Below are 24166 nucleotides of genomic sequence, written 5' to 3' on the forward strand. Positions count from 1 at the left end.
ACTACCGTCATCCCAAGTGAAAGGAGGGATCTCCTGAATGTGGCAGGAAAACGAGTACAACACCACTTTAATGGAGATCCTTCCTTTCATTCAGGATGACGCCTTAGAGTTTGGTAAAACTACCGTCATCCCGAGTGAAAGGAGGGATCTCCTGAATGTGGCAGGAAAACGAGTACAACACCACTTTAATGGAGATCCTTCCTTTCATTCAGGATAACGCTTTAGAGTTTGGTAAAACTACCGTCATCCCGAGTGAAAGGAGGGATCTCCTGAATGTGGCAGGAAAACGATTAACGTTATATCCCATTCTTATAATTGACGTCTGGCCTCCAGAACATTAGGAATTTGCTCCAGTTTAGCCAAAAGCCTTGATAAGCTGTTTAACCCATCTATTTCCACTGTCAACGTAATATAAGCCATGTTTTCGTGCTTGTTTGTACTTGTTTGCAAAGAATAGACATGCGCTTTTTCGTTGGAGAGTAATGAGGTAACATCTTTCAATAATTCTGATCGATCAAAGGCTTTAATCAACACATCAACAACATAATTTTCACGGGTAGAAGTTCCCCAGCTCACTTGTAAGAATCGTTGTTTCTGCTTCTCGCTGGCATGAATAATATTAGGACAATCTTTGCGATGAATGGATACTCCACGTCCTATAGTAATATAACCCATAACTTCATCACCCGGCACAGGTTGACAGCATCGAGCCATAAAAGTCAGTAGATTGCCCACACCTTCTATGCGTAAATCACTTCCTGTTACTTCGGGCTTATGGTGCTGTTTGGCAAATTTAATAATATTGTTCTCGGAGGTTTCAGGAGGGGCTAATCGATTGACAATTTGCCCTATCTTGATATCGCCCCGACCGAGACTGGCATAGAGATCATCTGTTTTTTTGTAATTGAGAGCGACTGCCACTTCATTAAGTTTATCCGATTTTATGCCAAGAGATTTCAATTCCTTATCTAACAACTCACGACCATCTTGCACATTGTCATCATAATCCTGCATTTTGAACCAGTGCAGCACTTTTGCTTTTGCTCTGGCTGTTTTTAAATAATTAAGATGCGGATTTATCCAGTCCCTTGAAGGTTTAATTTCCTTACCAGTCAACACTTCGACTTTGTCATCAGTTTTCAGCTGATAAGTCAAAGGAACGATATGCCCATTAATTTTAGCGCCTCGACATCGGTGACCCAAATCACTATGGACATGATATGCAAAATCCAATGGAGTAACTCCTTGCTGCAAATCGAGTACATCCCCGTCTGGCGTAAACACATAAACCCTGTCTTCAAGAAACTCGGTAGCAATATGTTCTGAAACACCTTTGTTGGCAGCCATTTCCTGATGCCATGCCAATACATCGCGTAGCCATTCAATTTTTCTCTCATGACTTTCTTTCTGCTGTACGCCGCCCTCTTTATATTTCCAATGAGCAGCAACCCCCATTTCAGCCAAATCATGCATGTGGAACGTTCTGATTTGTACCTCAAAAACTCGACCTTCTGGCCCTTCAACCGCAGTATGCAGGGATTGATATCCGTTGGGTTTAGGATTAAAAATATAATCATCAAATTCAGCGGGAATTTGTTTCCACAAAGTATGTACCATTCCCAGAACTTCATAACATTGAGCTTCGGTATCGACTAAAACACGGACAGCGGTCGCATCATAAATCTCATCAAGAGATACGTTTTTCCTCTGCATTTTTTTATAAATGCTATGAATGTGTTTGGATCGGCCATAAACGGCGAAATGATGGGCGCCAGTAGCTTTAATCTGAGCATTGAGTTGTTCCACAATCATATTAACGAAATTATCTCTATCCAACCTTTTGGCTTTAAGCCCTTTTGCTATGGATTTATACTCGTCAGGATGGAGATAACGGAATGCCAGATCTTCCATTTCCCATTTTATGGCCCCTATTCCCAATCGGTTGGCAAGGGGGGCGTAAATTTCCATAGCTTCTGTTGCAAGCTGTTTGCGTACAACTTCTGATAAATGACCTGCAGTTCGTAAAACACATAAACGTTCCGCAAGTTTAATCAGTACAACCCGTACATCATCAACCATGGCCAACAGCATTTTTCGAATATTATCGATCTGATTTTTGTTTTGCGGATATTTATTCAGGGCCTGAAAATTATTCATGGCGCCCATTTTTTCAATGCCTTTAACCAATTTTGCTATGTTATGGCCTAATTGCTCCTCAACATCGTCATTTGATAAATCAGAATAATGAACGTTTTCAAATATTATTGCCGCAGCAAGTGTTTCTTGATCTACTTCTAGATCTGCAAGTAAATCGGCCATGGACAGACCTTGCTGCAGACAAGACTGCCCTGTTTCTGTAGCGTGATCCTGGCCAGCAAGTTGACTTAAAGTACAGGCATTACGAATGAGTTCAAGATCTTCCAAATACCCTTTGGAACTAAGCTGATGCAGCCACATTTCAACGTCAATGCTTCCATCTGGTAACAGTGGCGTAGTATCTTTTACTCTAACCATGAAATTTATCCTTTTTCAAACAAGGCTATAGATTCAACATGCGCAGTATGCGGAAACATGTCCATCACACCTGCTTTAATCAATACATAACCTTTTTGATTTACAAGTACATCGGTATCTCTGGCTAATGTTACGGGATTACACGATACATAAACAATACGCTCGGGATTAATGGAATCAATTTGTTTTACAATTTCCAATGCCCCTGAACGAGGAGGGTCAATCAGTATTTTGTTGACTGATTGATGCGTCAGATTATTGACCTCCATGATATCGTCTAAATTTGCCGCATAAAATTCCACATTGGGCAGGCCATTCGCCTTGGCATTCATATAAGCACGATCAACCATGGTTTTACTGCCTTCAACACCAATAACCTTCGAACAGAATTTTGCCATAGGTAAGGAAAAATTTCCTAACCCACAAAATAAGTCTAGCACTTTATCAGAACTTTTCAGATCCATAAGTTGTAATGCCAGGGACACCATCTTTCTATTCAGTTCCGCATTGACCTGCGTAAAATCAGTCGGATGAAATTGAAAATTAATGTCGTATTCAGGTAATTGATAGGTTAAATACTCACTGGCCTTTTCTGGATAATAACAATATACAGTGTCAGGACCACCAGGTTGCAGAAATATTTTATAATGGTGACGTTCCGCGAACTGCTGGATCTTCAGTTCATCACTGGGATTGAGGGGTGACAAATTGCGAAAGATCAATGCTATTTCAGTATCTCCAGCTGCAACTTCAATTTGAGCAATGCAATGTTTATCTTCCATCGAATCAATTAAATTCCTCAAAGGTATAATATCCGCATCCACTTTGGCATTTAAAACTGGGCATTGAGTAATTTCAGTGATGTATCTGGGGTTGTTTCGCTCCCTGAATCCAACTAGCGCAGACTGTTTCTTTTCAACAAAACGAACACTCAGGCGCGCTTTATTTCTGTAATTCCAGTGGGAGCTCGTTAATGGAGGCAATATAGTTTGAGCACTGGTATGCCCAAATCGGGTTAATAAGTCCAATAACTGATCCTGTTTAAAATGAATTTGTTCTTGTTCACTCATATGTTGTAAAGAACAGCCTCCACATAAATGATAATGAGGGCATTTAGGATCAACACGTAAAGGAGAGGGTTCAATAATTGAGATCAACCGCCCTTCATCGAAATCTTTTTTTACTCGAGTATATTGAAATTCAATCTGCTCGTCTGGCAGCGCACCAGGAATAAACGTAGCTTTACCATCAATACGCGCTACACCTTTTCCATCATGGCTTAAATTAACAATCTGCGCTCTTTGCGGGGTGGGATCCGGCCTGGATTTAACTCTTTTCATGGAAATAATCTCATTAAATTATCACATTATACAAATATTGTGCTATTTATTAATATGCTGCATGGATGCAAAACACGAAATAAATGTTTATAAATTTAACATCTTAATCAAGGGAATGCATAATGTTGAAGAATATCACACGAGCTTTACCTTTGTCATTGTTGGTTGCTGTACAGATTCATGCTAATAATGCCCCTAATAACATGTATTTAACACCAAAAACTCCTGCACAGCTTATGGAACAATATGGGCCTGGCTTTGCCAGTCTGGAGCACAAAAATTTAGGAGACCTTGTACGATTGCACCTCTCTTCAGCACATTCATCAGGTGAGACAATTAAGCTAGCACTGCCTAACGGATTAAAGCTGAGTTATGGAGAAATTGTAATGTATGCTGGGGATATGTTTGGTGATCCAAACAAAACAATTTCCAGTTGTGCCGAACAAGATAGGCTTTCCTGCTTTCAGGCTCAATTTGAGGCTATGGGAATTAAAGGTACATTAACGGATAAACGTTGTTCTAATCCAGTAAATCAAGCCAATAATATTGGTAACTACATGAATGAAATTGAAAAAAAGCTCGAGTTATCGCGACAAAATGGACAAAGTGATTGGGATTTTTATGATAAAGAAGATGTGGCCATTACCAAAAAACTAAATAGACTGACCTGCGGCGGATCTGTTATTAGTTCATTCATTCCCTTTGGTACCTATATCAAACTGGCTGAGGTCAATTATGATCATTTTGCACCTGATTCCTTAATTGCCTATAAAACAGGCCACAGATATGCATTGGAAACTGCGCTAAAAGGATTTGCAAAAAAAGAAGCTGGGCAAACGGAGGAAGCTGAACAGTTACTTGCTCTGGCCTATGCACAAAATGCTTTTGCCAATCATTATCTCACCGACTCATTCTCTGCAGGTCACATGAGAACACCAAGACGTGCAATATCCGACAAAATCCACTTACCGGCATCATTAAATCTTCTCATTGCCAACTTGATGCATAATGAGGACAATCTGCATGGTTTAAACGTGGTAAATGCTGAAGGTACTAGCTGGATAGCTTATGGTGATGGGAATTTATACAAGCCAGAAGCTGAAATGCAGAGAGCGGTTCTTCTTGATGCCATGCAACGATCAGCTGACGGTATTTATACTACGTTCATTACTGGAGTAATACCCGACAATTATCCAGAAATGAGCTTATTTCCTGACTATGCTTCAATTGATCAGTTAAATCAAACTGCGCCACTGTTTAAAGTAGAGAATGGAGCGCTATTGAAACGGGTTAAAAATAATGATTATTATGATCACCACTGGACAAAGTACTGGAGCGGTTTCTTTACTCTATTGGAGTTTCAAATAACCCATTAAATTTCGAGATACATCATCTCGAACGTTGTGAAAGATCTCCTGAAACCGACATAGTGCCTGCATTTGGAGATCCTTCACTACGTTCAGGATGACGAAAGTCAATCGTCATCCCGAGTGTAAAGAGGGATCTCCTGAGCGTGGTACGGTGCCTGCATTTGGAGATCCTTCACTGCGTTCACGATGACAAAATTTCAGAGAAATTTGCCTCAACCATGAAGATTTCCGTAAGTACTGTCTTATTGTGTTACGTGACCCGCTTTAAATCCACGGCAAGTGGGAAATGATCCGAATCGCCAGCATAGTAAACCTGTGCATTGGTCTCAACAAAGGAGTGATCGTAAAATATATGATCTAATTGTTGTTGTACCGTAAACAGACCAAAACTCCATCGCCAGGTACTTTTCTTCCTCCCCTGTTTAAACTGTACATCAGTAAATCCATGCTGATTAAGAAACTGTGTCACTAATCCATGATCACCTTCATTGAAATCACCAGCAATTACAGTAGGTATACTGGGACGGAGGAATTGATAATAAAACTCCATCTCCTGTTCCCTGATACCAGGAGTTGAAAAATACGCACTCAAATTAAAGTTCAAGTTGTCTTTACTGATTAATGGGGGCGTTAAATGCAGATTTGCAATTTGCACCAGCCCATAAGGACTAGCAACATCAAATATCCATCCCGGATGCCAACCTACGGCCGAATGTGTGTATTCTTGATTACTTACAGGGTATTTGGTCAATACAGCAAGCCCACCACCATCATCTTTGGGTTTAAATAATTGATAGGGATAAAGTTCTGACAGGTGTTCTTGAAAATAATTTTTCCAAAAAAGTGTTGCTTCCTGCAATAAAACAATGTCCCCATCCAGTAGTTTTATTGCATCTGCCGTTTTCTGAGGTGAAGTAATCAGCCAGGTACTTTTACCCCAGTTAATATTATAAGTTACAATTCGCAGATTATTTTTATTTTTTTTATAAACACGGTCATTGCCCATAAATTTTGCAGAACATGAGGGCAAAATTAGAAGAATGATAAAAATGCGAAACCAATTTCCCCAATAGACCATCCTTAATCCTTAATTTTTATAACTCAATACATCTCGAATTTCTATAAACATTAGAACATGTGGAAGTAATAAAAATCAATTCTCAACAATCCCGAGTAACGAGATCCAAATGCAGGCATTGTGCCACCATCAGGAGATCCCTCATTGCATTCGGGATGACGTTTCATCAGTTGCTACTTATTCAATTATAAATTTCAAATGTTATCCAGATCTCGCTAGAATCGCCTTCTCCCTCAGGGAGAAGGTGCCGACAGGCGGATGAGGGGATCTTAAAACCCTTGAAACTAACAAATAAAAAAACGTAACCCAACCAACAATGGATTAAATCCATGCAATTACTTGATAAAGCAAAAAACCTTCGAAATAACAGCACCTGCATGGGGGAGAAGGCCATTCTGGCAAGATCTCAATAACGTTTGAACTAGTCGACACCTTCTCCCTGAGGGAGAAGGCCATTCTGGCAAGATCTCAATAACGTTTGAACTAGTCGACACCTTCTCCCTGAGGGAGAAGGTCATTCTGGCAAGATCTCAATAACGTCTGAACTAGTCGACACCTTCTCCCTGAGGGAGAAGGCCATTCTGGCAAGATCTCAATAACGTTTGAACTAGTCGGCACCTTCTCCCTGATGGAGAAGGCCATTTTAGTAAGATCTCAATAACGTTTGAAATTGAACATTGAACATTGCGTCTAAAAAGCTTAAGGCGAGTTACTTCTATTTGAGTGTTACCTGTCTACCCGGTTTGCACCAACCGTTCCCTTCTCCCTATTAAGGGAGAAGGGTTGGGGATGAGGGTTACTGATCAACGAGCATAAGTTAGGTCCCGACTCATAACCTTCTGGCTATGGGTATAGAACCGCAAACCTACCTGTTTTCTCTTAATTACCCAGATTTAGAGCAGGTACCACATGAGTACTATTGCTTGATGGTTTTGCTGAATCACTCTGCTGGAACATCACAGGAATAGCCAGTGATGGTACTACTGTTTTTTCCTTTTTACGTTCAACAGGGGCATGTTTCTCCAGTTCAGCGATACGCGCCTGTGCCCGTTTAAGCTCCGTTTTTAGTTTTTGATTTTCCAATTCCAACTCTTTTAACTTGTGTTCTGGATTTACAACCCGATCTTCTGAGCTCGATATTGAAACTCCTGTATTTACTAATGCATTTGACACTGGAGGCTCATCCGCGGGAGCGATTGACGGTTGCAATTTAGCTTGTGCCAGTTTTAATTCCTCCCTTTTCGCCTCTTCTTTTGCTTCTTTTTTAGCCTCAATCTGTTTGTTCAGTTGAGCTTGCAACTTTGGAAGAGGCAACTGATTAATCTTCTGTATGCTTCGCGATCCCTGTTTTTCCTGAGGAATCAAGGTTAACATCATCTTTTCAGTTAAGCCGGTATTTTCCAATCTGATGCTTTTAAGAGCTGGTGCTGTCCGAATTGCTTCCAATAAATCAACCATTCGTGATTTTGCATCCCGCAATGTATTTTTTCTTTTATCTCTCAACTGCTGTTGTAGTAACTCATTTCGTGGAGAATTGGGAACTTGCGGAGCATTGATATCTTGTGGAGATGTGAGAGCCCGCGGAGAAGTGAGAGCCTTACGATAACCACTTACTGGTTTTGAAAATAAAGCCATGGTTCTTACATCAAGCTCACACATTATCGGATTTTCCAGTAACGTAATTACACCGGCCTTTGTTAAGCTATTATTCGCTACTGATAAAGTCGTAGCCGCTGGAAACTGTTTAATCAGTACTTTAGCATGGCCATCATTTAATCGGCACTGAGCTAAATTAAGTGTTCTTATTGTATGATTGGGTTTAATATCGCCAAAATCCCAATCCAATTTGAGTCCTGGATTAAAACTTAAATCCACTTTGTACAAATTCATTCGAGCAATGGATTTCAGACCGTCCAAACTGATACCGCATCCATCAGCATAAAGAGTTCTCAGATCTTTAAATACCCTCAATTTTTCAATACCTTCATTACCAATGCCGGTATTTTGGCTCACATCCAGTGTCACTAAAGCAAGACATTGTTGCAAATCATCAATTCCAATATGAGTGATGTTGTTTTTACGCAAATTGAGGTAGGTTAATTTTTTTAATTTGGATGATTCCTTGCCAAAAAACATCATATCAGAATCAGTGACACTACAGTCTTTTAGAGAAAGGTGTTTCAATTCTGCTGCTCTTAAATGTAAAGTATGCAACACATAATGTGTATCAAGAGCATTATTATAATCCAAATGGAGTGATACCAATTTTGAATTAAATACGGGTCGCTTTAACACATTATTATTTAGCGATAAATGCGTTATATGCTCCAGCTTAATCAATAACTGACTGTCTTTATCAGTAATATTACAGTCATTAAGTTTCAATTTTTGAACATTAGGCAAAGCGTTAAGCGCGCTTACTAAAGTCTGAAGTTGAACTGGATTAAAACGGGTGCCACTCAAATCCAAATCAGAAATTAATAAAAGACCTTTATGTTTTGGAGTTTGAAGAAGATCCAGAAACGAATCAATTTCCTTGCTACTTTTTAAAGTGAGCTTTACATTCTTAAGTTTTTTATCTGATTTACTAAAATTAACGATAAATTGTTTCAATGAATTTTTTGGCATGAGGACTCCTGATAAAGTTAGGCAATCATTACCCACTGGCAGTCCATTAAACCTACAGAGGGACAAGTATATAGAATAAATTTTAAACAAACAATAGTGTTTATATTACAATTTGAACTAAATTAGCTGGTTATAGAGTGAGAAAAACGTCACAATATAAAAAAATAATTTCATAACATACACCAGATAAACTACTATCAGCTAAAACCCGGTACACCTAGACGCGAGTTTAAGAAGGACTTAATGATGTTGGATTTTAAAAACGAAGTAATTGCAGCCGAACAACGTATTCGCGCCTCGATTCGTGAGACGCCACTGGATTATTCAGTACCCATAAGCAAACTCACTCAAACAAAATGTTATCTAAAATGCGAGAACTTACAACATACCGGCTCGTTCAAAGTGAGAGGCGCATTAAATACTTTGTTGTCCCTAACTCAGGAGCAGAAACAGCAAGGTGTTGTAACCGCATCATCAGGAAATCATGGCGCAGCAGTCGCCTTTGGTATTAAACAATTGAACATTCCTGGAGTTATTTTTGTTCCTGAACATGTTTCACCGACAAAGGCAGACAATATTCGTCATTACGATGCACAACTCAACTTTTATGGAACTGATTGTGTACAGGCCGAAGCGCATGCACTGGAATATGCCAAACAGCATCATAAAATTTATATTTCACCCTACAATAATGCTCAAGTCATTGCAGGCCAAGGCACGGTAGGGCTTGAACTGATAAAGCAACTCAATCAAATCGATGTGATTCTGGTGCCTGTTGGCGGAGGTGGTTTAATTTCAGGAATTGCTGGATTTATTAAAGCAGTTTCACCCCATACTAAAGTCATGGGCTGCCTGCCGGAACACTCTCCAGTTATGGCTGATTCCATAAAGGCTGGAACTATTATCGAAATGGATACCCTGCCCTCATTGTCCGACGCAACCGCAGGTGGCATAGAACCTGGCTCCATTACTTTTAACTTATGCCAGCAGTATGTTGATGACTGGATTCTCGTTTCTGAGCAGGAAATACAAAACGCCATTATTACCTTAATTCAGACACAGCATATGCTGGTTGAAGGAGCTTCGGGGGTCGCTCTGGCTGCCTTGATAAAAAATGCAGAACATTATTCGGGACAGAATGTTGTTGTTGTATTAAGCGGCGCCAATATCAGTCTTGATACCTTAAAATCCGTGTTGAGTTAAACCAGATGAACATCATTAACCTGAATCAAATTAAAGAGATTATCCATAAAATCGCAATTATTCCTGCAATTGAAGAGGGATTTATTGCTTACTCACAAGGGAAGGCAATTATTCCACCAGTAGGTGAAATGCAATTCAGTAATCCACCTGGTGATGTCCATATCAAATATGGGTATCTTAAAAATGATGCGTATTATGTGATAAAAATTGCTTCGGGATTTTATGACAATGCGCAATTTAATCTTCCATCCAGTAATGGTCTGATGTTGTTATTCAGTCAAAAAACAGGTGAACTCCTGACTATTCTACTTGATGAAGGTTATTTGACCGATCTGCGTACTGCAGCAGCTGGAGCCATAGCAGCAAAATATCTGGCACCTAACACAGTAAAGTCCATAGGCATTATTGGTACAGGAACGCAGGCAAAGTTACAGTTATACTATTTACAACAAGTCATTCAATGCAGAGATGTAGTCGTTTTTGGCAGAAATAAAGAAAAACTGTCTGATTTTCAAAAAGAGTTGCAAGTTTATGGATTTCATATCGAAACAACCCAAGCATTAGAGTATCTTACTTCTCGATGTAATCTGATTGTGACAACTACCCCATCAAAACTGCCAGTACTCTTTGCGGAATCCATTATGAAAGGAACTCACATTACAGCAGTTGGAGCAGATACTCCTGATAAACAAGAGCTGGATTCTTCTATTTTTTGTAAGGCAGATGTTATTGTTGTCGATAGTATTGCTCAATGTTTAGAACGAGGAGATACTTCCCATGCGTTGCGTCAGCACAAGATTAATCCCGATCAACTCATTGAGTTAGGAACTATAATTTCCAACGAGCATTCAGGACGCACCAATGAGGATCAAATAACTGTTGCTGATTTAACCGGTCTTGCCGTTCAGGATCTGCAAATAGCAAAAGCAGTCGCACATTATTTTAACAACATCAACACAAAGTGAGTTCCTTGATGATTCGTATTGCCCTTATGAGTGATATTAACTATTTAAACCAGTTTATTGAGCAATCTGCTCGCGCCCTAAGTCAAGAAGATTATTCACCTGAAGAAATAGAGGGCGCAATTAATTATGTATTTGGTGTGGATTCTGAATTGATCGAAGATCAAACTTATTATGTGGTAGAAAAAAATGAGACCATCGTAGCCTGTGGTGGATGGAGTAAACGGAGAATGTTGTTTGGCGGAAACCAGTTTAATGGAAGAGAGTCAGGTTATCTGGATCCGGAAATAGAGGCGGCCAAAATAAGGGCGTTCTTTGTTCATCCTGAATACGCCAGACAAGGATTAGGAACATTGCTTTTGAATCACTGCGAACACCAGGCCAAAGTGAATGGATTTTCCCAAATTGAAATGATGGCCACTCTGCCGGGTGTAAAGTTATACCAGGCTCGTGGGTATGAATCCCTTGATAAAGTAGTACATCAGCTACCGAATGGAGTACCACTTGGATTTGTGCGAATGTCCAAAAATCTTACGGGATATTGAGCAGAGATCCATTGGCACTAATCCTTTATATACCCCCTCTATAAAGAGAGTTAATGAATACCCGCCTGGAGTTACAAAACAACAACTCTCTTTATTTATTTAATTTCATAGGTATACTATGCGTAAAGTTTGGGCTAATTGCCTATTAACAGTGATTTTCAATCAGATTGGTTAAAATAATCTTTTTTTAATATGAAGCAAAGTGTACCCAGTACTGATTTGCTGTAACGTTATGATAATAAGCCATGTATTTAAAACTAAACGAAACATATTTCAGACGCAATCGCAGTCGAGAAAAAGAATTTGGAGATATATTCAACAAAACCTCCCGGGGCTTAAACAGTCTGATGCCCATGCTGATCACCATGTTTTTTACTCCCGCTTTAATTACTACTACCCTTTTCTCAAAAGAAATCATTCTTATCCTGGCCAATCTGTCCCTTAGTTTGGGCTATTTGACTAACTTTGCCTATAGAATTTATAAAAATCAGGTGAGTAAATCCGAATTGTTTGTAAGCTTAATCTCTCTTACAGCATTCCTGACTCTGGCTTATTTTCTATGTCCCCCTATTGCGACTATATCCTTTATCTCTGCCCTGACGTCTATTAATCTGATGGCTGTAGCGGTGAATCTGTTTTTCTTAATTAAACACGTTATTGTACCACCCTGTAAAAAATTCATCGAAAATGTAGCGCAGTTGTTAGGTTTTGATATCGCTGGACGTTATTACTCCAAACCACCCTTAACGCTTGAAAATGACCGTTTTATTATCGATCATTTGCTTAAAACCACCTACAAACATGACAGTTATTCACCTGAATTCAATCCCATAGAAATTGATAGTTTTAATAACATGCTCACCAAATTAAGCCAATACATCGATAAATACGATGAATCTCTTCTTGGCTATATTAATAACCAGAACGTCATTGCTGATTTAGAAGATCAGATTGCCAAATTGACCACCCAAGGCAACCCTGATCCAGGTTATACCTTCATTCGTAAAAAAATAGGTTTTAAAACTACAAAAATTCACCTTTTGGAAGAGGCCAGGGATAAAATATTAGCAGAAATAAAATCGCCCCAGGACAACAAGATAATGTACCGATTTTTTAAAGGGATTGTGAGTTCTGAGTTTGTTGAGAATCCACAACCGTACTTAAAAGAAGGCGTGGAATGTCTGCAAAATGAAATTAATAGACAACAGGAAAAAATAAACTCGTTAAAAACCTGTCTACCCAATCCAGGATTCTAAAGCGATGCATCAACATTTTGAAACATCACAAGATTTTGTTCATTCATGCTGTTTCATTTAACACCACTATTGTTAATTATTACAAATCTGTTTAGTATCAAAATAGAAGGATGGAACAAATCAATGAAATAGTAAACTAAAGGGAGAAATGGAATGGCTCACTTATATTTTTTTGAAAAGACTCAATCTTCACTTTCGAATTTTAATTCCAAATTACAAACCGCAATTAATCTCATCAGACAAAACAATTCACTGGTAGCCCTAAAAGTAATGGAGGTCATCGATTCTGATCAGGTTTCAATACGTTCATTTTTTGATCTGTCCAAAGATCACTGGCGTAGAATGAAACATGATATGAAAAAGGAAGATAACATTATCCTTCCCAATACCTATCCACCTTCTGAACAAGCAGTAAAAATGATTGAATCAGAATTGAATGGAATTATTTATGAGGATCGATATATTTATATCAGCAGAAAAAGAACTCCTGAACAAATGGCCAGTACTCTGGTACATGAAATCTGCCATTTTCTGAATTCAGGGTTGATGGATCAAGAAAGACTGTCCCTCAATTCAAACCTGGTCAGTCATAATGAAGAGGTCAGGTCATTTGCTGCCGAGAAAATGTTTGAACGTAATGGTCACTGTTTAAGACGTAGCGATATAAAAGAGTTGCATGAGATGGTCACCGATTTATATCCTGAATTCAATGATACAGGCGATGATGAACCAGAATTAGGTTATATCTTTGCCAGTTATGACAGTCCAATCAATTAAACGCATCCCTCGAGTACTCTTTTAAAGGATAAAAGAGTACTTAATCTAGCCCTGATCATTTTAAGCCTATAACCAGCCTATCAGAACAAGCCGTGCCTTAATTATAAACAACAAGGCAATTTATGATATAATGCGCTTAAAAATCGGATTTATTCTAATATTAACCCTCCGTTAAGGTTGATTTGTTAGAATATAAGATAATGCTAAAACTATAGAGTGAATTATGCCTAAAAAACGCAAGTTAAAGAACCCATTATGCACCCTAAGCAAAACAGAACATGGTTTTGTCATTAATCCTCCTGCTCATAAAGGATTGGTTATTAGTGGCGGCGGAGCTAAGGGACTTGCCTATGCAGGCATGTTTCAAGCAATGCATGACAGAGGCCTTCTTAAACAACTGACTCATGTGAGTGGTGCTTCAGCAGGGGCTATGACTGCAAGCTTTCTCGCAATAGGCATGAGTCCTGAAGACATTTTAACAATTTCTACTCGATTAGACATAACCAAACTTTTAGACAATAAAGGGATGCTGTCCCGGGCTGAAGGTACTCGCGTACGAAATATATTCGAACTTTTTTATATTTTCCAAATCAAGCAGCATTTAAATGGAATAACCAAACCGCAAACACTTGAAGAAATGTCTCAGTATGCCTTGCTGCAAACCAAAGTGAAGCTGTATGAACAAGCTTTAAGCACCAAAAACATAAAAATAGATACTATCGATGACATCATTCAACTAACAAATTCGTATAAAAGCCTCAGAGATCTGGATATGGCTTTCGCAGTATTGCCAAAATCTCTGGAAAACCAGCATGGTGATTCGATTGAATCACCAAGAATCACATTCAATGATTTGTCCCGTTTAAGAGCCATTTTACCTGAAGATCAAAAACATTTGATCAAACATTTATCCGTAGTAACAACAAATCAATCCAGAAAAATCATTGAAACTTATAATGAAGAAAACGAACCGAACACATCAATAGCCGAAGTAGTGCAACAATCCGGGGCTCATCCGGTTCTATTTAAACCGGCTAAAAATGCAAAAGGAGAACATATTGCGGATGGTGGCATAATTAACAACATGCCGACCAGAGCGCTGGAGAATTCAGGATTAAAACCTGAAGAAATTTTATGTACTAAAGCCGAGTCAGGCAGTAGTTTTGCAGAACGGCTAAATAGAGTAAAACATCATGGATTAGAGGCTGTTTCTGATTTTAGTAGTTTTATGGATTCAATAATCAAAGAAATACTGGGTGGGCGTGTTTTTGAAGGGCGCGCAAAAGTACTGAATCGTGAAAAAATATTCTTTAACATGGGGAATATGCTTTATCTCAACACGGGTAAAATTACTACGATTACAACGTCACCCACGCAACAACAAAGGGATCAGGCTATTGAGACTGCATACCAACAAACCCTTGAGTTTATCGACAGTCAGACTAAAACCTTCGATAGCGCTTTAATTGCAATGCTCTATTTAGGTATTGAAAATCTGGATGAAACGATGATTAATAAAGATACCGATAATGAGCTCTTTATGGCAGCGGTTTTGGCCAAAAAAATATTTTTATTACAAAATGAAGTGGTTAAAGACTTAACTGAACACTTCAATGAAAGTGCGATGGACTCTATTACACAGATCGAAGAGGTTTTAAAGAAAGAATCAGAGTTGACTGAAATGCAACAGGATCATGCCATGTCTCTTTGTCTGAAACAGATCAATTATTTTAGCGAAGGCAAACTTGAGCACTATATAATTAACAAGGTAAAAGAAGAACAAGGCCCGAAAGTTAACTGGTTCATCCATTTATTAGAGCTGCTATGGAAACCTATAGAATGGATACTTTCGCTATGTCCCAGTACGAATGTTCAGGCGATTGAACGAGTAGCAGTTGAACCGCCAGTATCTACGCCACTCAGAGTACTGAGTTTTCTTTCTTACAAAGAGCCCAGACAATCAGATGATGTGCGGGATGAGTTAATAGATAACGATGACGATTTAAATGTTATTGGACACCCTGATTAACTCATTGCTTCAATGAACCAATACACATGAGATAAGGCAATCAATGAATGTCCTCATTGATTGCTGAAGCATTAAAAACCACTTTAATTTTTAATATCAACTATTTGATTTATTAATAATTTATAGGTTATTTATTATTCGCAAAGAACATAAAAAAGTTATATTACCAATTTTTAATCCATAAAACGGTCTAAAAAATATCAAATCTTTAAAATAGTTGCGAATAACATTGAGTAAATGTTATGTTGAATAAAAGGATTTAGAAGTGGAGTTGATTATGGAATCAATGATTGATTTAGTTGGCTATGTTGCTTCTTCTTTAGTGTTCGCTACGTTTTATGTCAAAAGGATTTTGACTTTACGACTCATCGCAATCTGTAGCAATATTGCATTCATATTGTATGCATTTGAATGCAATTTACACCCTATTTTCATCCTGCATTCATTATTATTACCGCTTAATATCTATCGAATTTCAGAATTAATCCGTACAGAATATGGGTACTCTCTGTTTCGACGAATTGATATGAAAGCACTTAGATAATAACGCTTCTTTTCAATTAACTATTAAAGAATCAGGTATACAAAATGATATATTGGAACCTTATTGTCAGTCTCAGCTTATTTGGTTTTTCAGCCCTATTACGAGCTGAAATGTATCAACCGCAATGTCCTGATGTGATAAAGACAAGTGAACAAATTACAGAAACTCCCAAAGGATGGGAAACCATCAGGGGAACGGAACATAATTACTGGAGCAGCATTTCATTTTATTCAGATCATCCAGATAAAATGGCCAGTTTAAAACCGGATTTTGCCAATCAAAAAAAGGCTAAATGGGAATTTTCACCTCAGGAACTGATTTATCTGGTTTGCCATTACAATCAGAGTGGCATTGAACTGACCCAACCTTTACCTAAAAAAACCATAAAATGTACTGTTACCTATAATCAAAATTTAATGGGAGACCGTGGTTTTCTTCCAGAGAAAATAGAGTGTACCAAGCAGAGCTAATCCTTTATAACAGGGAGAATTAAAACCATTCCCTGGTTCAGAAACTGATTATGGATAATATTTTTGCCTTTTTAGCGTGTACGATTTATAGTATCTGACATTTTATGACCAAGTCTAGTACAAGGTTTCACCGATTCTGTCCTGCGACGATCAGCAATCACTCAAAGATGAATGTCAGATGAGATGAACGCGAGACAGAATCGGTGAAACGTTGCACTAACCTCTCTTATAAAGGATTCGTCAATGGATACCCAAACAGTACAAGACAAATTGAACCGACACTTGAACTTTTTAGCTCAGGATCAAGAAAATCTGGCATTATTAATTGAAATTAGTGATATGTATATCGAACTGGACGATCTGGATTCCGCCCATCACTATCTGGAAAAAGCCAATTTGATTGATCGTGAAGCCTGTTTAGGGCATCAGGGTTTACTCCATTTAAATCAGGGACAATTGTCACGGGCTAAAGAATGTTTTATAGAAGCCTTAACTCATATGGATACACCCGCTCTTCGCTACAACCTTGGCTTTACCCATTTTATTACCCACGACTTGGATAATGCATGGGACATATTATCACCTATTCTGGAAGGCGAACATTACCCTGAAGCCGAATTGTTAATGGCACGCATTCTTCACAGACAAGACTCACTGGAAGAATCCATCAGTCTTGTTGAGCATGTTCTGGAACATAATCCTGAGGATGAAGAAGCCTTGGGCCTTCTGTCGCTCCTCTATTTTGATCTGAATGAAGAAGAACCTGCTTTACAAGCATGCACTCAAGCTCTGCAACTGAATCCTGACAACTATGATGCAAAGCTCGTGCATATTATGCTTCGTCTCATGAATCAGGAAACCAGTGTTGAAGAAATTGAACAATTACTGCAGATTAGCCCGCAGGACAGTCGATTATGGTTCGCCTTGGGTAATACCTACATGGTTCAGGGTGATATGGAAGCAGCAGAGCACACATTAAAAAAAGCCATTGAAATTTATCCTGATTTCTATGATTGTCATATTGCTTTGGCATGGTGCCAACTTCTTAATGATCGAATCAATGAAGCTCATGAAACCTATCAGAATGCTGCTGAGCTTGTCGAAGAACTGGCTGATGCCTGGGGCGGCCTTGCTTTGATTCATGCTCTTACTGAAGATTTCCCGCAGGCTGAACTGTTAATCAAAAAAGCCAATGAGTTAAACCCTACTTGCTTTTTAACAGAACTTGCTGAATCAATTTATTTTAATCATATAAATCCGCAAAAAGCCAAAGAGCACTTGCTTCACGCATTAAAAAACACCGAAATGCCAATCAGTGAAAAGCTGGCCGTACTTCTTGAATATACGCAAAACGCTCAACAAGTGCATTAATTTGAACTGATTGAGTTGAACATGATTATCGCTCCAAACAATAGCAAATCGCTATTGTTTGGAAACCATCATTCATTCTCTTCTTTAGCACGACAATAAGTCTCATCGATCAACAACAAAGTAACCAATGATAAAGCCAACGATATGGGTAATATCACCAAGGCGGAATAGTAACCGTGCAAAGTAAAATAGTGCGTACCATTGACCACAGTACCATCCCAGCTCCAATCAAGAAGCACCCCGACTACAGGCTCAAATAATGCTTCAAATACTGAGTTGAACGTATTCATTATACCTAAAACAGTAGCAACCAGTATTAGGGGAAATAATTCCCGAATCATAGCAAAACTGGTAAAAAATCCACTGGCACAAAAGCCAAAGAAAAACAAAAGGATACTTAAGGTGGTTATGTACAGGGTTGGACTGTAGAGAACAACCAAGAGACTCAATAATGCCAATCCAGTGCCAATAAACAATACAGGTTTTCTACGATGAATACAGTCAGATAACCATCCCCAGAATGGCGCTCCAGCTGCAAAACCGATAAAAATAAACGAAATGGCAAGAGCCGCATCAGTTCTTGAAAGATGATAAGCTTTCTCCAGAAAAGGTACGCCCCATAATCCCCCAAATACTGAAACAGGTGCAAAAGCTAATCCACTGTATAATGAAAGTGCCCATGCTTGTCTGTTTGTAATGATCCTGCGTAACAGGTGACTGACTTTTTCCTGACTTTTTATTGTGTGTTGTTGTTTGGATGGCTTATCCCTCAATACCAGGAAATAAACTATTCCAAGAAGTATTCCCAAAACACTCACTACCTTAAGCGCCGGACGCCATCCTATATTCTGAACCAGCAAAGACAAGGGCATTTGACCACCAACAGCACCTAACATGGCTGCAGTCATAAACATACCTGAAACCAAAGCGAATCGTTTGGGGGTAAACCATAAAGCGGCAATTTTAAAACAGGAAACCGCTGCAAAGGCTGCACCAGCTCCCATTAATGCTCTGCTGACGCAGGCTAACCAGAGAGAGTCAGTCTGTGAGAAGATATAGGTGCTGATGCTGCATAGAAATATTGCTGCGGTGGTTAGTAATCGAGGACTGTATCGATCCAGCATCACCCCTACCGGAATCTGCATGACCAGATACGAGTAAAAATAAAACGCCGAGAGATTACCAAGTCCAGCGGCATTGACTTGAAATGCTTTCATTAAATCGCCAGTCATCACGCTGGGAGATACCTGAAGTAAATACTTATAAAAGAAGAAACTTGCAGCGATAGTCCAGATAATCCAGGGGTAAGCTTTCGCAAGCCAATGATCTTTACTTTGAAACGTGTTCACTATAATAACTCCTGACTCTGATTTTACAGATTTGGGCAATTTCACCAGTTTTAATTAATGCTGGCACACAAATGAACTCCGAATTAAAGAAATAAATTCTGCTTAAAATAAATTCAAATCTTTGATAAAGAGCTTTTTATTATCTGCCTGGACCTTCGCCCTGAGGCGGGGCAGATAGTTTAGGAGATAAGCCGACTCAGAGCTGAGAAATGGGTAAAGCTGACCACCACCACGACAACAAGTGATATAAGATTTAACGAATAATACGACATCCCCGCAGTCATACTGCAGTGTTCCTGGTATCGGGAAGTATCCCGTGTTGGGAGTCGATTCGTGTTCATCGTCAAATATGTATTTAGTTACAATCAAGCTTATATGCTAACTTTTTAGGCAATATTTTGTCAATATATCCATTAAAATTAATCACAGAATTCAGGGCAAATCATAACGCCCCATGATCTATAGATTATACTTACTGGTAGGTGTATGGCGTTCATTTAATTGTTCAAACAGATAGTAATTATTATTGAACCGCATTCAGGAAATAAATCTAGTTTCTAATAACCTGTATCAGGACTAGTCCAATGGAATATCAAAGGCCAATGATTCGATTCCAAATATTATTTGTAATAATTGGAACTCCTGTTGCGTTTTACCTGGACGGTGTGGCGTTTAATAATCTCTTTCCCTACGGCCAATGGATGGTTAATTTCTGTATTATTAGCACTTTCTTCTGGTTTTATCGCGTTGCCAATAAACAGTTACAAAGCCTGATGTTATTGATGATCTTAATATCCAGTAGCGGTGAGATAATCGCCTCCCTCATGTTAAAGTTTTATGTTTATCGTCTTGATAATATTCCACTTTATGTACCGTTTGGTCACGCTCTTGTTTTTGCAACGTCCTACTATATCTATCAACAAACGTTCCTCCAGAAATACGCCCCAGACATGGAGCGCTTGTTGTTTATCGTAACCTTACTTATCAGCGTTTTATCCTTCATCATTCTACAGGATACCCTTGGAGTCATTTGCTTTGTAATTTTTTGCTTATTAAGAAAAAACAATAAATTATTTTATTCCTGTATGTTTTTTATGGTTTTATATCTGGAACTGCTTGGAACACACATGCACACATGGACTTGGTATGGAAAGTTAAATATTCATCCAGATTGGGTTAACTGCGCTAATCCTCCGAGCGCCATAGGTGGGTTGTACATGATACTTGACGCTTTAGTCACTCTTTGCTATTTCCAGTTAAATACCCAAAATATAGTGGCCATTAAGAATGACAAAGAATAATAGTGTTCCGCAAACAAACAGAAGAGTGAAGCAAATTTGGTTTTTTGATCTCTACTAATTTATTATTTGACTTCTATGAACTCAAATCATACAATGAGTTTCTCTTTTTTACTATGGTGATCCTGATGTTTGAATTATTTTATAATGCTGCATTAAACGCTAAGAGTCCTGAAGAATTAAGTAAGCAGATTTTTTTAATCGGTTTGGATGCCATAGACCCCACCCCTCCCTTTCTCACCGTCGCAGCCAAACTGGCTGCAAAAAATAAAACTCAAGCGGTTGAACTCCTGCGCCAATCCGGAGCTAATGTACATTCAATCGCAACCGGATTTGCCATTGCAGGAAATGATGACCTCGTCAATCATTATCAAAACGAATACTACGCGAACAGTGACTATATAGCTTATGGTTATGCCTTTGCTGGTAATTATAAAAAAGTTGATGAATATTTAACCCTGTATGGCGCGAGTATTCATTTCGTGTTACAAGGCTTTGCCTTAGCAAATAATCATCAAAAAGTGAATGAGTATTTAGGTAATTTTCGTCCAGATGTCCTACAAAAAAACGTAGTGTACGAAAGCCCCGAAGAAAAAAAGAGTCAGCTGGAATATCGTCGGACTGTGTACCAAAGCCTGGTGACCAGCGTTGCTGAATCCTATGCTTTAACAGGTAATCTCGATAAGGTCGAAGAGTTTCATTCCAAAGGCGCATCAATTGATAATATTGCCAGAGCATTTGCCTTTACTGGTAATCATGCAAAAGTTGAAGAATACAGAACAAAATATGACGCCAATATTTATAATATCACACTTGGATATAAAGCGATGGGAAGAAATACCCCATCATTTTATCGCGCTTTAATTGCCATGTATAATCAAGGTGAAGCCGGTCAAATCGTAATTGACTCCATGATACGCTTAAAAAAAGGTCAAGATCAATTTTGGAATCCGTACTGGATGAATAGCGGTGAAAAATTAAAAGAAATCATTAATGCAATTGACACCCTGCCCCAGGATGTAAACCTGAGTGATGCTTTAAAGGATGAAAACTCCACAATTTATAAAGCATTGAATATGCATCGTATAACCCCACTTACCTTTTTAGGACGCTTAGGGTTTTATCATACTAAATCAGTTCAGACTGCTGGTGAAGAAATAACCAAAACGATGTCTCCTGAAGTAATACAAAATACCCCCTAGTCCGGACTAATATAAAGTTCAGGGATGATCTTAGGGGATGTTGACAGCTTCGATTTCTACGTCCCGCGACCTGTTCGCGGAACGTAGAACATGAGCTATTGATTATCGCTATGTAAATGAAGTATATCTTTTTGAACTATCGTCCTTAGGTTCATGATCATCATCTTCATGAAGACTGACATAGCCTGTAAATTCTGCGGTTCGCGTTGCCTCAATAGCATTGGGTACTACTTGTTTCTTGAGATCAAATCCGTTATCGCTTAATAATGTGAAGAGTTTAACTGCGCTCTTCTCAGGAAACTCATGTTTAAACGCTTGTGTCGCTTGTTTTGAAAATTCAACGGCCTCATCTCTATTTGCAGGACCAAATTTCCATTCCCCTTCCACAAATCCAATTCGTTTACTCACGTACCGTGTATTTTCCTTATCGTAATAAGATAAAGTAAGCAATCCAGGCACCGAACTTTCTCTAAGCAACCATACCGCTTTTGTTGCCAAATAAGACGCTCCCTTTTGCTGCAACTTAAAAAGCCCCGTTGCATTATCTATCTCGCTGGAAAATATAACCGGCGGATTCTCTGGTGTTGATTCCACAGTGCTCTCCTGTACAATTAATCTATTTTAGTTACATTGTATTTGCGCAAAACAGCAAACTTAATAATACAGAACCATACAAACTGTACTTATTAACACAAATTCGCAAATAACAAAACCAAACTGCTTAATTATAGCACCAAAACGACTTTAATAAAAACAATTCATGGAATAAACCCAGGGATAAATAAAAAATACATCAATTACCCTATCCTTCATTTAGAACCAGACATTAAGAATAGTATTGAACTCAATTCAATGTTAGATTAATTTCAAACATCAAATAAATCATGAGTTACTGTTATGAAAAAGGACGTTCTGCAAATAATATCCAATATATTATTCATGTTGTTCTCTATAAGCCTGTTCCTGATAAGCACAAACAGTTCAGCCTTACCTTTTGACATAACCCCCAAAACAGGTACTCAACTGCCAACTGTAGTAAAATCAGGGAAAAAAGTCACTGCTTATTATACCGTGACGAATAATACCCTAGCTGAAAGACATAATAACTTTGTCAAATACTTACCCCCCAATGTGACGCAGATTACCAGTGGAGGTACCTATCCCGACACCTGCGGCAGTGTGTTTAATCTTGCAGGAAAAGGAAAGGTTGGAAGCAGCTGCACGTTACAACTGAGAATTTCAGGAGCAGTTAATAGTAATGACCCGGATCCGCATCACCATCTGTTTGTCTGTTTTCCTGGAGGAATCACTTGTGCTGGAACCCAATATTCTTTAAATGTGGTTCAGGACACATCACCGTTAAAAACAGCTTACGTCACTAATTTTAATGATGGCTCGGTGTCTCGATGCCCTATTCAAGCGGATGGCAACTTTGGTAGATGTACCCTGGCAGGATCTGGATTGGGTCAACCTGTTGGAATCAGCTTCAGCAAGGATTTTAGTTATGTCTATCTTACCCTGCCAACCTTCAGTGCTGTTCTTTTCTGTCCTATCAATAATGATGGAACGTTCGGAATCTGTAATCTGGCTGGAGGAGCATTCATCGCTCCATCAGGAATAGTAGTTAATCCTGCAGGTAACCTCATTTATATTACCGATGTGGCAAATTTTTCAGTATCCTATTGCACTATAGCAGCTAATGGAACACTTTCATCGTGCACTGGAACAGGCCAGGTATTTGGGACTCCATTAGGCATCACAATAAATCCGCCTGGAACTTACGCCTACATCGCAGATCCTTCATCAGGTATAGTCTCTTCATGCCAAATCCAGGCTGATGGAAATTTAATAAATTGTGTGGCGAATGCCAATTCTGCAATCACTCTTCCTTATGCCGTAGCCGTAAATTCGCAAAACACTCTTGCCTACATCGTTAATGCTGATAACTCAGTTGCCTATTGTACAATCAATACCAATGGCACTTTAGGTACGTGCACTGCAACAGGGAATGATTTTAATTTCCCGGTAGGAATCGCATTAAACCCTGAAGGCACTTACGCTTATATCACTAATGAAAATGGTAATACGGTTTCAGCTTGTCCCATAAAAAGCAATGGCAGCTTTGGTACTTGCATCACTACTGGAAATAATTTCGTTAATCCAAGTGGAATAGCACTGTATTAAATATAATGTAATTAAAAATGCTGCATTGGTGCACAGGATTTCAGGA

At 38.8% G+C, this 24166-nt stretch carries 20 protein-coding genes; 14 read left to right on the top strand and 6 right to left on the bottom strand.

Going from position 1 to position 24166, the window contains the following annotated elements; translation table 11 throughout:
* The first annotated feature begins 155 nt into the window (after positions 1-155).
* On the top strand, positions 156-341 hold the full coding sequence (locus IZU94_RS18155; RefSeq protein WP_238400546.1) for a hypothetical protein: 186 nt from the start codon (positions 156-158) through the stop codon (positions 339-341).
* Here IZU94_RS18155 and relA read toward each other — a convergent pair.
* Positions 310-2514 carry a GTP diphosphokinase gene (relA, locus tag IZU94_RS04955; protein WP_203108612.1) on the bottom strand — a complete coding sequence of 735 codons (2205 nt, stop codon included), beginning with the start codon at positions 2512-2514 and terminating at the stop codon, positions 310-312. The two genes, IZU94_RS18155 and relA, sit on opposite strands and share 32 nt — an antisense overlap.
* Positions 2515-2519: 5 nt before the next feature.
* Positions 2520-3854: a 23S rRNA (uracil(1939)-C(5))-methyltransferase RlmD gene (rlmD, locus tag IZU94_RS04960; protein WP_203108620.1), complete on the bottom strand. Its 1335-nt coding sequence runs from the start codon at positions 3852-3854 to the stop codon at positions 2520-2522.
* A gap of 122 nt (positions 3855-3976) precedes the next feature.
* Here rlmD and IZU94_RS04965 point away from each other — a divergent pair, with 122 nt between their 5' ends.
* Positions 3977-5230 carry a phospholipase gene (locus IZU94_RS04965; RefSeq protein ID WP_203108622.1) on the top strand — a complete coding sequence of 418 codons (1254 nt, stop codon included), beginning with the start codon at positions 3977-3979 and terminating at the stop codon, positions 5228-5230.
* Positions 5231-5474: 244 nt separating this feature from the next.
* Here IZU94_RS04965 and IZU94_RS04970 read toward each other — a convergent pair whose 3' ends face one another.
* Both IZU94_RS04970 and IZU94_RS04975 read right to left on the bottom strand, forming a co-directional pair.
* Positions 5475-6302: an endonuclease/exonuclease/phosphatase family protein gene (locus tag IZU94_RS04970; protein WP_203108624.1), complete on the bottom strand. Its 828-nt coding sequence runs from the start codon at positions 6300-6302 to the stop codon at positions 5475-5477.
* A gap of 879 nt (positions 6303-7181) precedes the next feature.
* A complete protein-coding gene (locus IZU94_RS04975) occupies positions 7182-8930 on the bottom strand; it encodes a leucine-rich repeat domain-containing protein (protein WP_203108625.1) in 1749 nt (582 codons plus the stop codon).
* 243 nt (positions 8931-9173) lie between these two features.
* Here IZU94_RS04975 and IZU94_RS04980 point away from each other — a divergent pair, with 243 nt between their 5' ends.
* The 9 genes from IZU94_RS04980 (at position 9174) to IZU94_RS05020 (ending at position 18087) form a co-directional block, all read left to right on the top strand.
* Entirely contained in the window at positions 9174-10133 is a 960-nt protein-coding gene (locus IZU94_RS04980; protein ID WP_238400528.1) for a threonine/serine dehydratase, read from the top strand.
* A 5-nt stretch (positions 10134-10138) separates the two neighbouring features.
* A complete protein-coding gene (locus IZU94_RS04985; protein ID WP_203108627.1) occupies positions 10139-11098 on the top strand; it encodes a Rossmann-fold NAD(P)-binding domain-containing protein in 960 nt (319 codons plus the stop codon).
* 8 nt (positions 11099-11106) lie between these two features.
* On the top strand, positions 11107-11640 hold the full coding sequence (locus tag IZU94_RS04990; RefSeq protein ID WP_203108629.1) for a GNAT family N-acetyltransferase: 534 nt from the start codon (positions 11107-11109) through the stop codon (positions 11638-11640).
* Between the two features lie 245 nt (positions 11641-11885).
* The gene (locus IZU94_RS04995) at positions 11886-12896 is read left to right on the top strand and encodes a hypothetical protein (protein WP_203108631.1); all 1011 of its coding nucleotides are present in this window, start codon (positions 11886-11888) and stop codon (positions 12894-12896) included.
* 153 nt (positions 12897-13049) lie between these two features.
* The gene (locus IZU94_RS05000; RefSeq protein WP_203108633.1) at positions 13050-13673 is read left to right on the top strand and encodes an ImmA/IrrE family metallo-endopeptidase; all 624 of its coding nucleotides are present in this window, start codon (positions 13050-13052) and stop codon (positions 13671-13673) included.
* A 223-nt stretch (positions 13674-13896) separates the two neighbouring features.
* The gene (locus IZU94_RS05005) at positions 13897-15702 is read left to right on the top strand and encodes a patatin-like phospholipase family protein (protein WP_203108635.1); all 1806 of its coding nucleotides are present in this window, start codon (positions 13897-13899) and stop codon (positions 15700-15702) included.
* A 277-nt stretch (positions 15703-15979) separates the two neighbouring features.
* On the top strand, positions 15980-16246 hold the full coding sequence (locus IZU94_RS05010) for a hypothetical protein (RefSeq protein ID WP_203108637.1): 267 nt from the start codon (positions 15980-15982) through the stop codon (positions 16244-16246).
* Between the two features lie 44 nt (positions 16247-16290).
* Positions 16291-16716 (top strand): STY0301 family protein, encoded by a 426-nt coding sequence (locus tag IZU94_RS05015; protein ID WP_203108639.1) that lies wholly within the window; start codon positions 16291-16293, stop codon positions 16714-16716.
* A gap of 243 nt (positions 16717-16959) precedes the next feature.
* Entirely contained in the window at positions 16960-18087 is a 1128-nt protein-coding gene (locus tag IZU94_RS05020; protein ID WP_203108641.1) for a tetratricopeptide repeat protein, read from the top strand.
* A 68-nt stretch (positions 18088-18155) separates the two neighbouring features.
* On the opposite strand, the gene IZU94_RS05025 is transcribed toward IZU94_RS05020, so the two are convergent.
* Positions 18156-19436 (bottom strand): MFS transporter, encoded by a 1281-nt coding sequence (locus IZU94_RS05025; RefSeq protein ID WP_203108643.1) that lies wholly within the window; start codon positions 19434-19436, stop codon positions 18156-18158.
* Between the two features lie 584 nt (positions 19437-20020).
* Here IZU94_RS05025 and IZU94_RS05030 point away from each other — a divergent pair.
* Entirely contained in the window at positions 20021-20737 is a 717-nt protein-coding gene (locus tag IZU94_RS05030) for a hypothetical protein (protein WP_203108645.1), read from the top strand.
* A 125-nt stretch (positions 20738-20862) separates the two neighbouring features.
* On the top strand, positions 20863-21936 hold the full coding sequence (locus IZU94_RS05035) for a hypothetical protein (protein WP_203108647.1): 1074 nt from the start codon (positions 20863-20865) through the stop codon (positions 21934-21936).
* Positions 21937-22044: 108 nt separating this feature from the next.
* On the opposite strand, the gene IZU94_RS05040 is transcribed toward IZU94_RS05035, so the two are convergent.
* Complete coding sequence (locus IZU94_RS05040; protein ID WP_203108649.1) at positions 22045-22530, bottom strand: hypothetical protein; 486 nt, start codon at positions 22528-22530, stop codon at positions 22045-22047.
* A 303-nt stretch (positions 22531-22833) separates the two neighbouring features.
* On the opposite strand from IZU94_RS05040, the gene IZU94_RS05045 reads away from it, so the two are divergent.
* Positions 22834-24120 (top strand): NHL repeat-containing protein, encoded by a 1287-nt coding sequence (locus tag IZU94_RS05045; protein ID WP_203108651.1) that lies wholly within the window; start codon positions 22834-22836, stop codon positions 24118-24120.
* The last annotated feature ends 46 nt before the right edge of the window (positions 24121-24166 follow it).

Source organism: Legionella bononiensis (assembly GCF_016786215.1).
GTDB classification, from domain to species: Bacteria; Pseudomonadota; Gammaproteobacteria; order Legionellales; family Legionellaceae; genus Legionella; species Legionella bononiensis.

What these genes read in the sequence shown, in the direction of transcription:
- IZU94_RS18155 (WP_238400546.1), top strand. Translation starts at nt 156, where the DNA reads ATGTGGCAGGAAAACGAGTACAACACCACTTTAATGGAGATCCTTCCT.
- relA (WP_203108612.1), bottom strand. Translation starts at nt 2,514, where the DNA reads ATGGTTAGAGTAAAAGATACTACGCCACTGTTACCAGATGGAAGCATT.
- rlmD (WP_203108620.1), bottom strand. Translation starts at nt 3,854, where the DNA reads ATGAAAAGAGTTAAATCCAGGCCGGATCCCACCCCGCAAAGAGCGCAG.
- IZU94_RS04965 (WP_203108622.1), top strand. Translation starts at nt 3,977, where the DNA reads ATGTTGAAGAATATCACACGAGCTTTACCTTTGTCATTGTTGGTTGCT.
- IZU94_RS04970 (WP_203108624.1), bottom strand. Translation starts at nt 6,302, where the DNA reads ATGGTCTATTGGGGAAATTGGTTTCGCATTTTTATCATTCTTCTAATT.
- IZU94_RS04975 (WP_203108625.1), bottom strand. Translation starts at nt 8,930, where the DNA reads ATGCCAAAAAATTCATTGAAACAATTTATCGTTAATTTTAGTAAATCA.
- IZU94_RS04980 (WP_238400528.1), top strand. Translation starts at nt 9,174, where the DNA reads ATGATGTTGGATTTTAAAAACGAAGTAATTGCAGCCGAACAACGTATT.
- IZU94_RS04985 (WP_203108627.1), top strand. Translation starts at nt 10,139, where the DNA reads ATGAACATCATTAACCTGAATCAAATTAAAGAGATTATCCATAAAATC.
- IZU94_RS04990 (WP_203108629.1), top strand. Translation starts at nt 11,107, where the DNA reads ATGATTCGTATTGCCCTTATGAGTGATATTAACTATTTAAACCAGTTT.
- IZU94_RS04995 (WP_203108631.1), top strand. Translation starts at nt 11,886, where the DNA reads ATGTATTTAAAACTAAACGAAACATATTTCAGACGCAATCGCAGTCGA.
- IZU94_RS05000 (WP_203108633.1), top strand. Translation starts at nt 13,050, where the DNA reads ATGGCTCACTTATATTTTTTTGAAAAGACTCAATCTTCACTTTCGAAT.
- IZU94_RS05005 (WP_203108635.1), top strand. Translation starts at nt 13,897, where the DNA reads ATGCCTAAAAAACGCAAGTTAAAGAACCCATTATGCACCCTAAGCAAA.
- IZU94_RS05010 (WP_203108637.1), top strand. Translation starts at nt 15,980, where the DNA reads ATGGAATCAATGATTGATTTAGTTGGCTATGTTGCTTCTTCTTTAGTG.
- IZU94_RS05015 (WP_203108639.1), top strand. Translation starts at nt 16,291, where the DNA reads ATGATATATTGGAACCTTATTGTCAGTCTCAGCTTATTTGGTTTTTCA.
- IZU94_RS05020 (WP_203108641.1), top strand. Translation starts at nt 16,960, where the DNA reads ATGGATACCCAAACAGTACAAGACAAATTGAACCGACACTTGAACTTT.
- IZU94_RS05030 (WP_203108645.1), top strand. Translation starts at nt 20,021, where the DNA reads ATGGAATATCAAAGGCCAATGATTCGATTCCAAATATTATTTGTAATA.
- IZU94_RS05035 (WP_203108647.1), top strand. Translation starts at nt 20,863, where the DNA reads ATGTTTGAATTATTTTATAATGCTGCATTAAACGCTAAGAGTCCTGAA.
- IZU94_RS05045 (WP_203108651.1), top strand. Translation starts at nt 22,834, where the DNA reads ATGAAAAAGGACGTTCTGCAAATAATATCCAATATATTATTCATGTTG.